The organism is Escherichia sp. MOD1-EC5950 (genome assembly GCF_002965345.1).
In the GTDB taxonomy this organism is placed as follows: Bacteria; Pseudomonadota; Gammaproteobacteria; order Enterobacterales; family Enterobacteriaceae; genus Escherichia; species Escherichia marmotae.
In genome coordinates, this window is the sequence record NZ_PTSR01000009.1 from 93,776 (window position 1) to 111,011 (window position 17,236).

At 51.9% G+C, this 17,236-nt stretch carries 11 protein-coding genes; all 11 read right to left on the bottom strand.

Annotated elements, in window-relative coordinates:
- Positions 1-382: 382 nt before the first annotated feature.
- The 11 genes from BEA93_RS11915 to yfhM all read right to left on the bottom strand — a co-directional run bounded on the left by BEA93_RS11915 (position 383) and on the right by yfhM (position 17,072).
- Complete coding sequence (locus BEA93_RS11915) at positions 383-604, bottom strand: zinc ribbon domain-containing protein (protein WP_000422354.1); 222 nt, start codon at positions 602-604, stop codon at positions 383-385.
- 67 nt (positions 605-671) lie between these two features.
- Complete coding sequence (gene der, locus BEA93_RS11920; protein ID WP_001516872.1) at positions 672-2,147, bottom strand: ribosome biogenesis GTPase Der; 1,476 nt, start codon at positions 2,145-2,147, stop codon at positions 672-674.
- A gap of 117 nt (positions 2,148-2,264) precedes the next feature.
- The gene (gene bamB, locus BEA93_RS11925; protein WP_001177078.1) at positions 2,265-3,443 is read right to left on the bottom strand and encodes an outer membrane protein assembly factor BamB; all 1,179 of its coding nucleotides are present in this window, start codon (positions 3,441-3,443) and stop codon (positions 2,265-2,267) included.
- Positions 3,444-3,453: 10 nt separating this feature from the next.
- On the bottom strand, positions 3,454-4,074 hold the full coding sequence (yfgM, locus tag BEA93_RS11930) for an ancillary SecYEG translocon subunit YfgM (RefSeq protein ID WP_000409215.1): 621 nt from the start codon (positions 4,072-4,074) through the stop codon (positions 3,454-3,456).
- A 17-nt stretch (positions 4,075-4,091) separates the two neighbouring features.
- Positions 4,092-5,366: a histidine--tRNA ligase gene (gene hisS, locus BEA93_RS11935; protein ID WP_105224813.1), complete on the bottom strand. Its 1,275-nt coding sequence runs from the start codon at positions 5,364-5,366 to the stop codon at positions 4,092-4,094.
- Between the two features lie 110 nt (positions 5,367-5,476).
- Positions 5,477-6,595, bottom strand: a complete 1,119-nt coding sequence (gene ispG, locus BEA93_RS11940) for a flavodoxin-dependent (E)-4-hydroxy-3-methylbut-2-enyl-diphosphate synthase (protein ID WP_000551807.1) — start codon at positions 6,593-6,595, stop codon at positions 5,477-5,479.
- Positions 6,596-6,621: 26 nt separating this feature from the next.
- Complete coding sequence (rodZ, locus tag BEA93_RS11945) at positions 6,622-7,632, bottom strand: cytoskeleton protein RodZ (protein WP_105224812.1); 1,011 nt, start codon at positions 7,630-7,632, stop codon at positions 6,622-6,624.
- Between the two features lie 284 nt (positions 7,633-7,916).
- Positions 7,917-9,071 (bottom strand): bifunctional tRNA (adenosine(37)-C2)-methyltransferase TrmG/ribosomal RNA large subunit methyltransferase RlmN, encoded by a 1,155-nt coding sequence (locus BEA93_RS11955; protein WP_061090345.1) that lies wholly within the window; start codon positions 9,069-9,071, stop codon positions 7,917-7,919.
- 149 nt (positions 9,072-9,220) lie between these two features.
- A complete protein-coding gene (ndk, locus tag BEA93_RS11960) occupies positions 9,221-9,652 on the bottom strand; it encodes a nucleoside-diphosphate kinase (protein ID WP_000963841.1) in 432 nt (143 codons plus the stop codon).
- 148 nt (positions 9,653-9,800) lie between these two features.
- Entirely contained in the window at positions 9,801-12,113 is a 2,313-nt protein-coding gene (gene pbpC, locus BEA93_RS11965; RefSeq protein ID WP_061090346.1) for a peptidoglycan glycosyltransferase PbpC, read from the bottom strand.
- Positions 12,114-17,072: an alpha2-macroglobulin gene (gene yfhM, locus BEA93_RS11970; protein ID WP_061090347.1), complete on the bottom strand. Its 4,959-nt coding sequence runs from the start codon at positions 17,070-17,072 to the stop codon at positions 12,114-12,116.
- Between the last annotated feature and the right edge of the window lie 164 nt (positions 17,073-17,236).

Consider the following 17,236-nt stretch of genomic DNA (forward strand, 5'->3'; position numbering starts at 1 on the left):
CCTTGTGTTGCAGAGTTGGTGATGTAATCGGCACTGCGTTTTTTAAATGAAGTTCCTTTATTATTTTGTGCTTCTTGTCGGGTCGCTTCGCTGCCGAACTCGAGCTATGGGTCGTTATTTTGTTTAATGTTTGTCTCCGGTGCGGCAATGGCTGCACCAGAGATCAGTATCATTACAATACAGCGCCCCCAATGCACCATCCCTGAATAATATATCAATACAAAAAATTAATAATGACAGGCAGTATATTCCACACATAAAGGAAAAATCACTCAAGCAAATATAAATACAATTTTAATTAAAATGGTCTAACCGATCTGTTTATCGACCAGACACTGATAAATCTAATTTTTATAGTGTGAATATAAATTTTAAATAAAACTTAATATTCAGGAAGGACAAACTCAACACGTTTGCGGGAAATAAGCCCGTGACCATTCTGACAGAAGTAATCTACCGCACCGCAGGCTTTGAGTACCTGCAAAGGCTGATGGCAATCAGGGCACAATGCCTGGAGAGAGAAATTTTTGTCACAGGTTTCACAATGAGCGATGTCACCATTACGCTCGAGAGGTTTCTGACAGATTGGGCAGTTGAGTTCCATATAAACTCCTTCGATAAGTTTCCCCCTACTTACGAGAGGGAAACTATAGATAAGTACTTACCTACTATTACTTATTTTTTTTGATGTGCTTCATCAGACGCTTGCGCTTACGCATCTGGGTCGGCGTCAGGGTGTTACGCTTGTTCGCATACGGGTTTTCCCCTTCTTTGAACTGAATACGAATCGGCGTACCCATCACATCCAGAGATTTGCGGAAGTAATTCATCAGATAACGCTTATAGGAATCCGGCAGGTCTTTTACCTGGTTGCCGTGGATTACCACAATCGGCGGGTTGTAACCACCGGCGTGGGCATATTTCAGCTTCACGCGACGACCGCGAACCAGCGGCGGCTGGTGGTCTTCAACAGCCATAGTCATGATACGCGTCAGCATAGACGTGCCTACGCGACGGGTAGAGCTGTCATACGCTTCACGCACTGATTCAAACAGGTTACCAACGCCACTACCATGCAACGCAGAGATAAAGTGCACGCGAGCAAAATCGATAAAGCCCAGACGGAAGTCCAGCGTCTCTTTCACCTGCTCCTTCACTTCCTGGCTCAGGCCATCCCACTTGTTCACCACAATCACAAGTGAGCGCCCACTATTGAGAATAAAGCCCAGCAGGGAGAGATCCTGATCGGAAATACCTTCGCGTGCATCAATCACCAGCATCACAACGTTGGCATCTTCAATTGCCTGCAACGTTTTGATTACCGAGAACTTCTCTACCGCATCGGTAATTTTGCCACGTTTACGTACGCCTGCTGTGTCAATGAGTACATACTCACGTCCATCACGTTCCATTGGAATGTAGATGCTGTCACGCGTAGTCCCGGGCATGTCGTAAACCACCACGCGCTCTTCACCGAGAATACGGTTAGTGAGTGTAGACTTACCCACGTTCGGACGACCCACTATCGCCAGTTTGATCGGCAGACTTTGCGGATCGAAGTCGTCTTCCTCTTCTTCTTCCTCGCCATTCTCTTGCGCTTCAAATTGCGCCCAATATTCCGCGTCTTCATCCACTTCTTCTTGCGGCGCGATATCTTCCATCCACGGTAGCAGAACATGCTCAAGCAGACTCAAAACACCACGACCATGCGAAGCGGCAATCGGGTAGATTTCACCTAAACCAAGTGAATAAAAATCAACGATTGCTTGATCCGGATCCAGTCCGTCAGTTTTATTCGCCACCAGGAAGGTTGGCTTTTCGCGGGAACGCAGATGTTTGGCAATGGCTTCATCCGCTGGCATCAGACCCGCGCGTGCATCCACCATAAACAGCACCACATCCGCCTCTTCAATCGCCAGCAGCGATTGTTCCGCCATGCGGGTTTCTACACCGTCTTCTGTGCCGTCAATCCCGCCGGTATCAATACAGATAAACTCGCGGCCTTCAATTTCCGCACGACCGTACTTACGGTCACGAGTCAGACCCGGGAAATCCGCAACCAGCGCATCTCGGGTGCGAGTTAGACGGTTAAATAACGTGGATTTTCCTACGTTAGGGCGCCCGACAAGCGCGACCACAGGTACCATGTTTAAAGCCTCATTTTTATAAATCATCAGACAACGCCCGCAATTTTCGCGTCGTTGTTAAAAACAGGAAAACGGCCCCTGTCCAGGAGCCGTTTTCAAAGTGAACGACAGAGACGATTAACGTGTAATGGAATACACGGTCCCGTCTTTTGCCTGGATCAGCAGTTTGCCATCAGCGGCAACCGGGTCAGTCTGGAAACCGGAGCTATCAACTTTTTGCTGGGCAACGAAACGGCCATCTTCAACGTTAATCCAGTGCAGATAACCTTCGCTGTCACCCACCACCAGATTGCCATTATACAGCACCGGGGACGTCAGCAGGCGATGCAGCAGATCGCTTTGAGTCCACAGTGTAACGCCACCGTCGATGGTCAGCGCCATCACCCGGTCATTTTGATCGACCAGATAGATGCGGTTGCCGTCGACGATGAAATCATTCACCGAACCCAACTCGCGTTTCCACATAATCTGACCACTGCGCAAATCAAGCGCCGTCAGGTTACCATTATAGGCCAGCGCGAAAACAACACCGTTCACCACAACCGGCGTAGTATCAACATCGCTCAAACGGTCGATTTCGGTAGAACCGGTCGCCTGGGAGATACGCTGCTGCCAAATCATCTGTCCCTGCTGCATCAACACAGCACTGACGCGACCATTATCACCACCGACCACTGCCGCACCAAATGCAGTTGCTGGCGCAGACTCGCCACGCAGAGAGAGCGAAGGCATATCGAGGTTAACTGTCCATTTAACAGCGCCGTCAGCTTCGTTCAACGCCTGCAACTGACCGTTGCTGGTGTGAATCAAAACCAGACCGTCACTGACTACCGGACGAGAAAGTGCTTCACCCGCTACTTTGGTTTGCCATGCAACAGTACCATCGCTGGTGTTCAGCGCGTAAACCTGCGCTTTTTCGCTGCCAATATAGACATGACCACCCGCGACGGTCACGCCGCCGGAAAGTAACGCAGGCTCTTTAGATAACCAGCCATCTTTCTCGGCCAGACTGACAGACCAGATTTCTTTGCCGTCATCCGCATTCATCGCTTTAACCAAACCAGCGCGATCGGCAGCATAGACAACGTTATCCGCCAATGCCGGATGAAGATTAGAGTAGAAGTTACCAATGCCGCTACCAACGGAAGTGCTCCACGCCGTGGTCGGCGTAAACTGGTTTTCAACGGTCGGTAATGGGGACATCTTCACCACATCTTCTTCACTGTTAAACAGCGAACAGCCGCTTAAAAGGGTAACGGAAAGCATTCCTGGCAGCAGTAATTTACGCAATTGCATCGGGTCCCTCTCAGATGGACAAATTATTAATTTTCATCTGCATCATTTCACTCAGTGCCGGGGTAACATCGCTTTTCACGCCTGTTTCCCACGCACTACGCGCACCTTGCTTATCACCTTTGCTCAGCAATGCTTCACCACGCAGGTCAGCAACAATAGCAGCCCAACCTTCACCTTTAATGGTATCGAGGGTTTTCAGCGCGGCATCAGCCTGCTTGAGCTGCACCTGAACTCGGGCAAGACGCAGATTTATCACGGCTTTGAGATTTTCATCGCTCGTGTCCGCCAACCCTTGTTGTAATTGGGTGGCAGCTTTCTCTAGTTCATTTTTGTCAACAAATTGCTGCGCAAGTTCCAAAGAAGCCAGCGCGCCATAAGTATTTTTATTTTCAGCAGCGAATTTTTCCGCCGCCGGGATGCTGTCCGGTTTGCCTTCGCTCACTGCGGTAACCGCATTTTGATAAGCAAGAGAAGTGGATCGTGAGGACTCAACCTGATGGCTGTTCCAGTAGCGCCAGCCAATCAGTGCGCCAACACCTAAAATCACCCCAACAGCCAGTGCTTTGCCATTTTCAGCAAAAAAGCGTTTAACTGCTTCAACCTGGTCGTTTTCGTTCTCGTAAATTTCCACGCTGTCCTTCTCCTTCCTTAACCCAGTAACGTGCGCAAATGCGCGGCTACGCTATCCTGCGTAACTGCCGTTTGCTCACCAGAGCGCAAATCCTTCACTACTGCCGTGCCGTTGGCCACTTCGGACTCACCCAGCACCACAGCAACACATGCGCCCCATTTATCAGCACGGGCAAACTGTTTCTTAAAGTTGCCGCCGCCGTGGTTGGTCATTAATTTCACGCCAGGTAATTCATCACGCAGACGCTCAGCTAATGCCATAGCCGCAGATTGAGTATCAGCACCTGAGGCCACCAGGTATATATCGACAACAGGATCGGCTTTAAATTCCGGATTAACTGCCTGAACTAACAACACAAGACGTTCGAGGCCCATTGCAAAACCCACTGCCGGTGTTGCGCGTCCGCCCAGTTGTTCCACCAGACCGTCATAACGACCGCCTGCGCACACTGTGCCCTGAGAACCAAGACTGTTAGTCACCCACTCGAAAACGGTACGGTTGTAGTAATCCAGACCACGAACCAGACGCTGATTTACGGTGTAGGCGATACCTGCGCTCTCCAGCAGTTTGCAAAGACCAGCAAAGTGCTCGCGAGACTCTTCGTCCAGATAATCGCCCAACGCCGGAGCATCGTTAAGTAGCGCCTGCACTTCCGGATTCTTGGAGTCCAGCACGCGCAGCGGGTTGGTATACATGCGGCGTTTGCAGTCTTCGTCCAGCTTTTCTTTATGCTGTTCGAGGAAAGCAACCAGCGCATCGCGGTAATTGGCACGCGCTTCCAGCGAACCAATTGAGTTCAGCTCGAGGGTAACGTGTTCAGAGATACCCAGCGCGCGCCACCAACGGGCGGTGAGCATAATCAGTTCGGCGTCGATATCCGGGCCTTGCAGACCGAAGACTTCGCAGCCCAACTGATGGAACTGACGATAACGCCCTTTTTGCGGACGCTCGTGACGGAACATTGGCCCGATATACCACAGACGCTGTTCCTGATTGTACAGAAGACCATGCTCGATGCCGGCGCGTACACAGCCCGCCGTCCCTTCAGGGCGCAAAGTCAGGCTGTCGCCATTGCGATCCTCAAAGGTGTACATCTCTTTTTCAACCACGTCGGTGACTTCACCAATCGCACGTTTGAATAGCGGGGTCTGCTCTACAATCGGCAAGCGGATTTCACTGTAACCGTAGCTGCCGAGCACGTTTTTCAGTGTGCCTTCAATGCGCTGCCAGATGGCCGTTTCGCCAGGCAGGTAATCGTTCATGCCGCGAATGGCTTGAATGTTTTTTGCCACGTTTATTCTCTTTCTGAATATAAAAATGAACCCTCAACGCTTCCCTCAATATTTCGGGAGCCATGCGGGTTCAATCATACACGGGAAGCGAGACGCTTCCCATCACGTTATTATTTTTCAACCTGCTGAACGTCAATTCGACGCGCTTCGTCCAGTTGGCTGGCTTTTGCACGAATGCGTGCTTCCAACTGGTCGATCATGTCGTTGTTGTCCAGACGGTCTTTGCGCACGCCATCTTCATAGAGGCCGCTTTTCTTGTTGCCGCCCGTGACGCCAAGCGTGGAAACCAACGCCTCGCCAGGACCGTTCACCACACAGCCGATGATAGAAACGTCCATCGGGGTGATGATATCTTCCAGACGCTGCTCCAGCGCGTTGACCGTACCAATAACGTCGAATTCCTGACGAGAACAGGTCGGACAGGCAATGAAGTTGATCCCGCGCGAACGGATCCGCAGCGATTTCAAAATATCAAAACCGACTTTGATCTCTTCAACCGGATCTGCCGCCAGTGATACGCGCAGCGTATCGCCAATGCCTTCCGACAACAGCAGACCTAAACCAATAGCGGATTTCACTGCCCCGCTACGTGCGCCACCGGCTTCGGTAATACCCAGATGCAACGGCTGATCGATCTGTTTTGCCAACAGACGGTAAGACTCCACGGCCAGGAAGACGTCAGACGCTTTCACGCTGACTTTGAACTGATCAAAGTTCAGGCGATCGAGATGATCAACATGACGCATAGCGGATTCCAGCAGCGCCTGCGGCGTCGGTTCGCCATATTTTTCTTGCAGATCTTTTTCCAACGATCCGGCGTTAACGCCAATACGAATCGGAATGTTTTTATCGCGCGCGCAGTCAACCACCATGCGAATACGCTCTTCATTGCCGATATTACCAGGGTTAATGCGCAAGCAATCAACGCCATATTCCGCCACTTTCAGCGCAATGCGATAGTCGAAGTGGATGTCGGCCACCAGCGGCACATTAACCTGCTGCTTGATAAGTTTGAACGCTTCTGCAGCGTCCATCGTCGGTACAGAGACGCGAACGATATCGGCACCGACACGTTCCAGCGCCTTGATTTGATTGACCGTCGCTTCGACATCCGTCGTGCGCGTATTAGTCATGGACTGTACGGCGATGGGAGCACCATCGCCAATCGGCACATTCCCAACGTAAATACGTGTTGATTTTCTACGTTGAATTGGAGCCTGGTTATGCATGAAAAATCTCCCGCGTTACCCGTCTGTTACTGCGCCGGTGATTGTTCGGCATTTAGGGTCAGACGCGCAACCTGGTTAGTTCTGATAAAACGACTCAGATCGACAGGTTTCCCTTGATACTGGATCTGCACTGCGGCTGGCGCACCAATTTTCAGTTTATACGGTGCCTGACCGGCTAAATTCAAATTACCGCCTTTACGTTGCATCCCGCTGAACAGTTTTTTACCGGCAGCATCGGTAACTTCCAGCCAGCAATCGGCGGTAAAGTTCATGACCAGTGCATTAGGATCAGCCGCTGGCGTTGTTACAGCAGCCTGATCGGTTGGCAATGGTGCTGCGGCATCTGGCGTCGTTGTTGCAACCGGAGCCGCCGGTGTAGTAGTGGCCGCAGTATCAACATTCGCCTGTGAAGGAGGAACAACCGCGTTCTGCTGTGGATCTACAGCAGGAACTGGCGTCGTCACGGCTGGCGCTTGCGTGTTCGTAACGGTGGTCTCCGCCGCCGATGGCGACGTAGTGGTACTGTTCTGATCAGTAGCCGTATCTAACGGTACACTCTGGCTCTGGTTATTATTCAATTCCGCGGTAGATTGATCAGCCATCGTGGTGATCTCTTCCTGCTGGGCTTTGTGATCCTGCCACCACCAGGCACCACTCAGGCCAATCACTACAAACAGAACCAGCCAGGTAAAGGTCATCAACCAGCCATCGCGTTTTTTACGTCGCTTCCCGAGGGAGAAACTCTGCATCGGCGCAACTTTTGCGGCCCGCAGAGGTGCCTGCTTTTCCAGCCCTGGCAGCAGTTCTTCTTCTGGAATATGGACCAGACGCGCATAAGAGCGGATATACCCGCGCAAGAATGTTGAAGCAAGATCGGCTGGTGCCTTATCTTCTTCAATGTCGCGTACCGTGGAAACCTTCAAACAAAGTCGTTCGGCAACGGCTTGCTGGCTAAGTCCAATTTGTTCACGGGCATTACGCAAGCGAGCGCCGGTGGTAAGTGCTTCATTTTGGTCGTGCGTGGCTTCAGTATTCATTCGCTGCAGGTACGTTTAAATGAGAATTGGGATGCCGGTGAACCATCACGCCCACCCACACCGCGAAACATCTGTAAGGTTAACCTTTATCATACAGTATAAGACTGTCTGTGTGCTCGTGACAAAGCCCACGTGAATCAAAGCTAACTTACTGTTGCATCGTTACATACTGCCTTAAAGTCAGCAAAAACGCACCGTTAATATTGATCAGACAATTGCAACTTAATGCGACATTCATAAAACATTACGCCACGGTACATAAAGTAACCGTGGCGTAATGGCTATCAGACCGTTTTAATGTCGATGGTTTCACCCTGCATCCGTTTACGCAGAGTACGTTTAGTACGGTCGATGACATCTCCCGCTAACTGGCCACAAGCAGCGTCGATATCATCACCACGGGTTTTACGCACAATGGTGGTGAAACCGTAGCTCATCAGTACTTTTGAGAAGCGATCGATACGGCTGTTCGAGCTACGACCATACGGCGCACCCGGGAACGGGTTCCACGGAATCAGGTTGATCTTACACGGCGTATCTTTCAGCAGCTCCGCCAGTTGGTGCGCGTGTTCAGTACCGTCATTAACGTGGTCGAGCATCACGTACTCGATAGTAACACGGCCCTGGTTAGCGTTGGATTTCTCCAGATAACGGCGCACCGCAGCAAGGAAAGTTTCGATATTGTACTTTTTATTGATCGGTACAATTTCGTCACGAATTTCATCATTTGGTGCATGCAGAGAGATTGCCAGTGCAACGTCAATCATATCGCCCAGTTTATCCAGCGCCGGAACCACGCCCGAAGTAGAGAGCGTCACGCGGCGTTTAGACAGGCCAAAGCCAAAGTCATCGAGCATGATTTCCATCGCCGGAACCACATTGCTCAGGTTAAGCAGCGGCTCGCCCATGCCCATCATAACAACGTTAGTGATTGGGCGCTGACCGGTGATTTTTGCTGCGCCGACGATTTTCGCCGCCCGCCACACCTGGCCGATAATTTCCGACACCCGCAGGTTACGGTTAAAGCCCTGCTGGGCAGTGGAACAGAATTTACACTCCAGCGCACACCCTACCTGCGAAGAGACACAAAGTGTGGCTCGGTCATCTTCCGGGATATACACCGTTTCGACGCGCTGATCGCCCACGGCAATCGCCCATTTAATGGTGCCGTCAGATGAGCGCTGTTCTTCAACCACTTCCGGTGCGCGGATTTCCGCCACCTCTTTCAGCTTGCCGCGCAACACTTTGTTGATGTCGGTCATCTCATCAAAGTTGTCGCAGCAATAATGATACATCCACTTCATCACCTGATCGGCGCGGAAGGGTTTTTCACCTAACTCTTTAAAAAACTCCCGCATCTGCTGACGGTTGAGATCCAGCAGGTTGATTTTCCCATCTTTCGTGGTGACGTTTTCAGGTGTGACTAATTGTTCAGACATATGCTATTCCGGCCTCGTTATTACACGTTATGGCCCCTGGAGGGTTGAAAAAAGAAACGCCCCGGTGAGCGGCTGCTCGTCCGGGGGCGCTGCATTGTACAAATTCTGGCGCACGGATGCCACGTTTGCACGCGGCATTTACGAAATTATTAACGCGTGCGCGGACACACTTCGCCTTCACCGAAGAAATAAGCGATTTCGCGAGCGGCAGATTCTACGGAATCAGAACCGTGGGTGCCGTTTTCAGTCAGGCTGTCAGCGTAATCAGCACGCAGAGTACCCGCCAGCGCATTTGCCGGGTTGGTTGCGCCGAGCAGATCGCGGTGACGCTGAACCGCATTTTCGCCTTCCAGCACAGAAACCACGATCGGGCCAGAGGTCATGAACTCAACCAGACCATCAAAGAACGGTTTTCCATCGTGTTCAGCATAAAAACCACGAGCCTGTTCAACGGTCAGGTGCAGCATTTTAGTGCCGACAATTTTGAACCCTGCAGCTTCGAAGCGCGCAAAGATACTACCAATGACGTTTTTTGCTACCGCGTTCGGTTTGATGATGGAAAAAGTACGTTCAATAGCCATTTTTACCTCTGTAAATTGTTCTGTTGTTGTCTGTACCAGCGTACGAGATGGCGCGGATTATAATGAGCAACAAGGCCGTTGACTATTGATGAAGGTAACATTTTTTTAAAATAAACCGAGCTTAAGCAACAAACCGTCGTGAAACAGACTACTGCATGGAAAATCTCACCGTCGCTACTTGCCCCATTTCATCCATCACCAGTAATTGATAATCGCCTTTTTCACTCAAACGCAGCGTAACGTTACGCCCACGTTCAGTTAACGGCTCACCATTAAGAAACCACCAGCGTTCACCTGCGCCACCACTGGTTTGCACAGGCAAAGAAGCATCAGCAGCGCCAGGTAATCGCTTAATAATGGTGCCATCACGTACTCCTGTTAGTTGCAACGGGAGTTGGGCATCGCGACCGTATGGCGGGCACATTGTCGATGCCGGAGGCAAACGCACAGCCCGGCGTTCCGGAGCAGGCAGCCAGGGTTCCAGCGGTAGCGGCCAGACATTTATCATTTCTTGTCGCGCCTGTGGACAATCGGCAGCGACTCGTTTGCCATTTTCATCCAGCCAGATAGGGAAACGTATGCCATTAATCCCTTCCTGCTCCGGCAGTAACAGAGTTGGCGGCTGGCTTCCATCCAGTAACCAGGTTGCCAGGCGACGCCGACAGTTACTGTCACCTTCCGGCAAAGACTGCCCGCCCGGCCAGCAGATAACACCACGGCTTACAGAGTTCGGACGTGGGTCTTCTGGCAGATTTGCACTGCGCGACAGTAAGATATTATTGACCTGATTCAACAGCGGTACGGCGCTGGCAAAGCCAAACTGACCAACAACAGGCGTACCGTCCGGCCTGCCGGTCCAGATACCGATGATATAGCGAGCATTTATACCTATCGCCCATGCATCTCGATAGCCATAACTGGTGCCAGTTTTCCATGCCAGTGGTACGATGCGCGGCAAAGCGCCATCCGGCAAGGGTTGCGCTTCATCAGCCATGATCCGGCGGATGATCCACGCAGCCCCCGGCGACATTAAGGGGCGTTCAAGCAGGGGGTCGTCAGGCTGTAAGCGCAATTTACCTGCCTTACCGCGGCGAGCAAAAGCGGTATACGCTGCTGCCATATCTTCCAGTTTTGCACCTGCGCCGCCGAGAATGAGCGACAGATTCGGCGCAGCACCGTTGGGCAGAAACAGCGGTAACCCGATGTTACGCAGCTTTGCCGCAAACCGTTTCGGACCATAGGCTTCCAGCACCTGCACGGCGGGTAAGTTCAGCGAGCGCACCAGCGCCTCGCTCATGCTGATCGGGCCATGAAATCCGCTATCAAAGTTACCTGGTCGATAATCGCCGGTGCGTCGGGGGACGTCCTGCAACAACGATGCCGGATGGATCAATCCCTCATCCAGCGCCAGACCATAGACAAACGGTTTAAGCACCGATCCCGGCGATCGGATCGCATTAACCATATCGACATGACCAAAGCGTGAATCATCATTGAGATCAACCGATCCTACCCAGCCGCGAACACGCATATCAGTATGATCAACCACGATCATCGCCAGTGAACTGCGCGGCGGCAATCGTCCTTTCCAGTTTAGCGCCAGTTCTTCCAGACGCCGCTGAAGGCCTGCATCCAGTGTAGTAACGATTTTGTCGCTTTTACTTTTACCGAGCATCATCCGCGAAAACAGCGGTGCCAGTTTTGGCATCTGTCTGGGTGCCAGCCAGACAGGTTCTTCGATTGACTCTTTTACCTGCTCACGGGACCATACACCTTGCACTGCCATCCGTTTGAGCACTTTATTACGCGCAGCCTCGGCACGCTCCGGCCAGCGATCCGGGCGCAGCCGACTGGGTGCTTGCGGTAATACCGCCAGCATTGCTGCCTCGGAATAGCTTAAATTTGCAGGCGATTTCCCAAAATAAGCCCAGCTTGCTGCCCCAACTCCCTGCAACGTACCGCCAAACGGGGCGCGATTAAGATACAAAGTCAGAATTTCACGTTTAGACAGATGCCACTCCAGTTGAAACGCGCGCCAGAGCTGACGAATTTTGCCGCCAAACGTTTTGGGGTGAGGATCAAGCAGACGCGCCACTTGCATGGTGAGCGTGCTACCGCCAGAGATAACCCGACCAGAAGTCAGATCCTGCCAGGCTGCGCGCGCCACCGAGAACGGGTTTACGCCCGGATGCTTCCAGAACCAGCGATCTTCGTAATTAATCAGTGCTTCAATATAACGTGGAGAAACATCTTCGATTGCTACCGGATAACGCCAGATACCATCTGCATCAGCAAAGCGCCACAGTGGCGTACCGTCCTGCGCCACAACCACGCGTGCGGGATTGACTTCATGTAGCGGCAGAGGCCAGAGTTTATCTGCTCCCCACGCCGCCAGAATGATGATAAAAGGCGCGGCTGCCAGCGTTATCCAGCAGCCGCGTTTTGTTAACAGACGAGGCATTTACGGTCTGACAATCAGCAAATCTTCAGTCGCACCCGTCGCCCGCCATTGGGGAACATACATCGATTCCACCATCGGCTGCGGCATCTGATACGTTCCCGGCGTTACCGCCCGCGCCAGATATACCAGCGTTACCGGTTGATATTCATCAACGGCAACCGCGGCCACAAAGCGATCGTCACGGAACTCAATGTGCTTAATGCTCGCTTGCTGCATTTGATTGAGCAAGTTTTGCACTTCGCCACCACTTTGTTCCAGACTGGCGCTGCCGTTCGCCAGGTTCTGGTTTTCCAGTTCCAGACCCGCTGGCAACAAATCAACCACCAGCGCATCCGGCACGCTGTTACTGGCTTTTACCTGCAACCAGACCAGCACCAGATCGCCACTACGCAACGAGTCCAGAGACTTGCTCTTACCATCAGTACCTAATATATGGCGCTCAATTTGCAGAACATTATTCGCTGGAAGCGGTGCGGACTGCGGATAACCGCTGGCATCCACACGCAGCCATAGCGGTTGGTCGCCACTGTTGGTTACCTGCAAAGTTGCAAGTTGATCGCTATTCAGATTGCTGTTTTGCGCTTTCTCGCCTGTCAGCGGTGCGGCAGAGAAAGACGTTTGCGCCTGCCATTTGCCCGGTAAATCCTGAATCGCACGGGCAGCCAGGAACAACGCGTTACTTTCCTGAGTTGATAGCCAACGTTCACCAAACGCCTGCTGCGAAAGCGTGTTCAATAAGGTGTTCTGATCATCTGGCAACAGTTTGTTCTCTTCCAGCAAGGAGAGCATCAACGCGTTGTCGCGCAGTGGGCTACCGTAATCGCCCAGCCATTTCCGCTCATCATTGCGCGGCGTTTTCAGCGCCAGTGCAATCGCTTCTTCACCACGCGTCGCATCGCCCATCGTTTTCAGCGCAACGCCAAGTTGCAACAGTGGCAAACCCGAAGCAGCATCTGCACGACGCTCCCAGATTTCACGCAGTGCACCCAGCGGTGCTTTTTGCTGCCGTGCCAGTACCAGCGCAGCATAAGACTGTATGGCAAACTTGCTGGCTTTGAGGTTATCCGCATACGGAATCGACATCATGCCCGGATCTTGTAAATAGCGCAGCAGACGCTCATTTCCCCGGTTAATGACTTCTGTCGGCACGCTGTAACCCTGCTCACCTGCGCGAACCAGAAAATCCATCACGTAGGCAGTCAGCCAGTACTCTTCGTCACCGTTTTTATCCCACAGCGCAAAGCCGCCGTTATCACGTTGCATTTGCAGCAAACGCGAAATGCCAATATCGACTGCCGCACGGCGTTTATCATCACTGTCGCCTTTGATACCCAATGCCTGTAGCTGGGCGGCATTGGTATAAAGTGACGGGAACAGGCCGCTGGTGGTTTGCTCCAGACATCCGTAAGGATACGCTTTTAACTCTTTAATATAACGAGCAATGTTCAGCGGTGGTTTGCCGCTCAACAACAACTGTCCTTCCAGCGTAACAGGCGAGAAGTTTTGCAATCCATCAGTTGGCATCGCCCATGTTTCACCAGGCTGCAACGCCGTACCATAATTGACCGTTTGTGCCGGGAATGCCGGACGGACGCCAATTTTCCACTGCTTATGCTGATCGGCAACGGTTTCCCCCGGTAACACTAACCCGCTAATGGTGGCCCGAATTTCGCCATCGCCATAGCCCGTCAGTGCGCGTACCGGGATAAACAGCGTAGTTCGCACGCCTGGCGCTAATTCAACGCCTGCGGGCGAGTTACTCACCAGTTCAAGCAAACCGCTGGCGGTCAGAGCAACGTTCAGTTTTTGCGGTTTATCGGTAAGATTAGTGATATCCAGCGTCAGACGCGAGGTATCGCCGCTGGCCATAAAGCGTGGCATATTCAGTTCCGCTATCACCGGTGCGGCAACAACCACTTTACTTTCGCTGCTGCCGAAGTCATCCGCTGTCCAGGCCTGCGCCATGACTCGTAGCTCACCATTAAAATCGCCAATGGGTAGCGTAACCGTGCCTTCCCCCTGTTCGTTGAGCGTTACCGGCTGTGCCTGTTGCGCAACAATATTGACGTGGTTCACGGGCGGTTTACCCCCGCGTTTCAGCTCATCGCCATCGCCACCAAAGCGCAGCGCTGCCAGACGTCCCTGACCTTCAATAACCTGACCGTAAATATCGTAAATATCAGCACCATAACGTTTCTGACCAAAGAATGCCTGCCACGGATCTGGTGTAACGTAATCAGTGATATTCAGCACACCACTATCAACGGCCGACACCAGCACATTCACCTGTTTTGGCATCTCACCATTTTTATTGCTGGCTTTGATTTTCACGGTTAATGGCTGATTGGGGCGCATTTTTGTTGGTGTTTCCAACGCCAGATCGAGGCGACGGTTTTCATCGCCAAGCGGCAAATGCAACACGCCAACCGCACGTTTTGGCGTCGCGGAACGAGATTTATCTCCCGGACGAACCACCAGCGTACTTAAATAGAGGTCATGTCGATTCCAGGTTTTATCGACCGGAATCATCAAATCCAGCCCTTGTGCCGGGACATCAATCTCTTGCCACCACAGCGGCCCTTCACTGGACTCGACCATCGCGTAGCCTTTACCCGCCGTTGGCGCAGCAATATGCAACTTGATCGTATCGCCAGGTCGATAACTGGCTTTATCCAGTTTCATCGTGACACGGTCTGGTCGTACCGCACCGCTACCGTCGCTATTATCCTGCCAGCTATATCCGGCCCAAAAACGCACGCTACTGACCGCTTCATTCGGCGCTTTGACTTCCAGACGATAAGCGCCCCACTCTACCGGGAAACTCACTTTGCCGGTTTCACCCGCTTGCAGATCCAGTGTTTGCTCATTTTCGATCAGATCTTTTTGATCAAACTGCGACCGCCAGCCTTCATCTTCCGACCAGTTCCAGTAGTAATCACGACGTTCACGAATCAGTCTCACCTGCAAGCCCGACACGGCTTTTTTCACGCCCTGTGCATCGCTATAAACGATATCAAAAGCAGCGTTACTGTCTTCATCAACAATGGGCTGTTTTACCGTGCTGTCAGTGCGGTAATCGTAAACCGATTTTGACGAGAACTGCGGGCGGATCCCTGGCAACGCATCCGCAGGCCAGATAGCCTGTTCAACACGGCGCGTCACCGGGCGGCCGCCGGATTCCAGTAAACTCCCCTGGAAAATAACCTGCAATGGAGAATGTGTTTCTTTCCACTGACTTTCTGTAGAAACTTCGCCGCGCCCTTTATCATCCAGCGTCAACTGGACTTCATCCAATGATCGGGAAAGGTTTTCGGCAGCAATATCACCAAATTCGAAACCGGGTAATGCAGCAACCGCTTCACGCAGTGGCCGCAGGAAAAGCTGCCCCTGCAAGGTATTACCGTTAGCAGGCGCTCCGTACAGGTAGTAACCCACCACAGAGAATTTCACCTCATCTTTCGGCGTTAACGGCGTTTTCTCGCCACTCAGATTCAGCGCCATACGCTCAGGCATGAAATCTTCGACGTGGAAATCCCACATTCGATACTGGTTATCGCCCGTGTTAGCGCGGATATGCCACATGCCTGTTGGCGCACTGCTATCGAGTGGCCAGGTAAAGTGATAGAGGCCATTTTGCGGCTGACTAACGACGCTCCTAAGAACCTGCCCGTCGGGTTTAATCACGTCCAGTTTGACAGGTTGATCCGGTAACATTTTACCGTCCGCATCCCGCAATAACCCATTGAGAATTACCGTTTCGCCAGGGCGATAAAGATCGCGCGGGCCAAACATAAAGAACTGCTTGCTGTAGCCTGGCGCGCCTGCAATGTTAAATTCCGCTAAGTCCAGCGCCGGAAGTTTTAAATCAAGCAACGTTGTCTGACCGTCTTTACGCGCCAGCAGCAGTGCCGCGTTTTTGTCATTTTCCAGTTGCACATGGCCCTGTGCATCACTGGTCGCCTGAGTCAGCGTCTGCCCTTCCTCATTTAATAACGAGACTTCAATTCCTTGCTGAGCCGCGCCGTTTTCCAGGCTTTGGGTAAAGATATCCAGACGATTGTGATAACGGTGGGCCGATACGCCAATATCACTTAACGTAAACAACGTAGCCGGATTACTGTAATCGTAACGTCCGGCCTGATTCATCACCGCCAGATACACGCCCGCCTGCTGAAGCGGCTTGATATCGCCCAGCGGCAGCAATAATTTTTCACGGGTGTTACGCGCAGGATTGAGATCAAAACGCCCGGTGTAGACCAGATCAGCCATCTGCAATAGTTTGTCCGATTGCCAGTTCGCCAGCGAATTGCGGTATTCCCACTGGCTAATGAAAGCAGGCAGAGATTCAGGCTTCACACGGAAGAAGTTAACATCGACATTATTAACGTTGAGCGCCATTACCGGCAGCCCTTCAACGACTTTCCCGGGCAGCAGCGAACCACGGCTGGCAAAACCGACGCTGGGTTGGATATCGCGGGTAGAAATCGTTTTTTCGTAATCTTTACTGAAGGTTGCGTTATTGAGAGCTTTGACCTCCTTGCCAATAGTGACGATCAAATCACGTTTAGGTTCAAGGTGGCGCAAGCGTAGCTCTTTGAGATTATCTGATAGCTCCCAGGCACCATCCACTTTGCCGCTCTTTTTATCGACGACATGGATAACACGCGAGAAATCCTGATCCGGGTCGAGGGGGATGGAGAAAGTCAGCACCAGCGTGGCTGCGCCATCGAGTTGTACTTCAGAGAGATCCAGCAATGTCAGTGCTTTACCGGCACTCTGTTGTGCCAGTTTTTGTCGCTCTACCGCGGAGGTTTTTGCAGAATTCGTATTTCCCGACGATGTGTCTTTAGCAACTTCTGAGGACGCGTCTTTTTTCACCTCTATTGGCGCGTTATCGTTGTTGTCGCACCCTGCCAGCGCCAGCATTAACATGCAGGCGGCTATGCGTAACTTTTTCATCTCTCATCCCTGCCACAATGGCCCGTTAGCAACATCGAATAATTATTATGCGTGAGAAATGACGTTATGTAATTCACTATCACGCCTACAGAATCCGAATTTTAGTGAGAAATGTGGCTCAGACAGCCAAATCAGTCTCTTTTGCTTGTCGCTTTTCGGCAAAC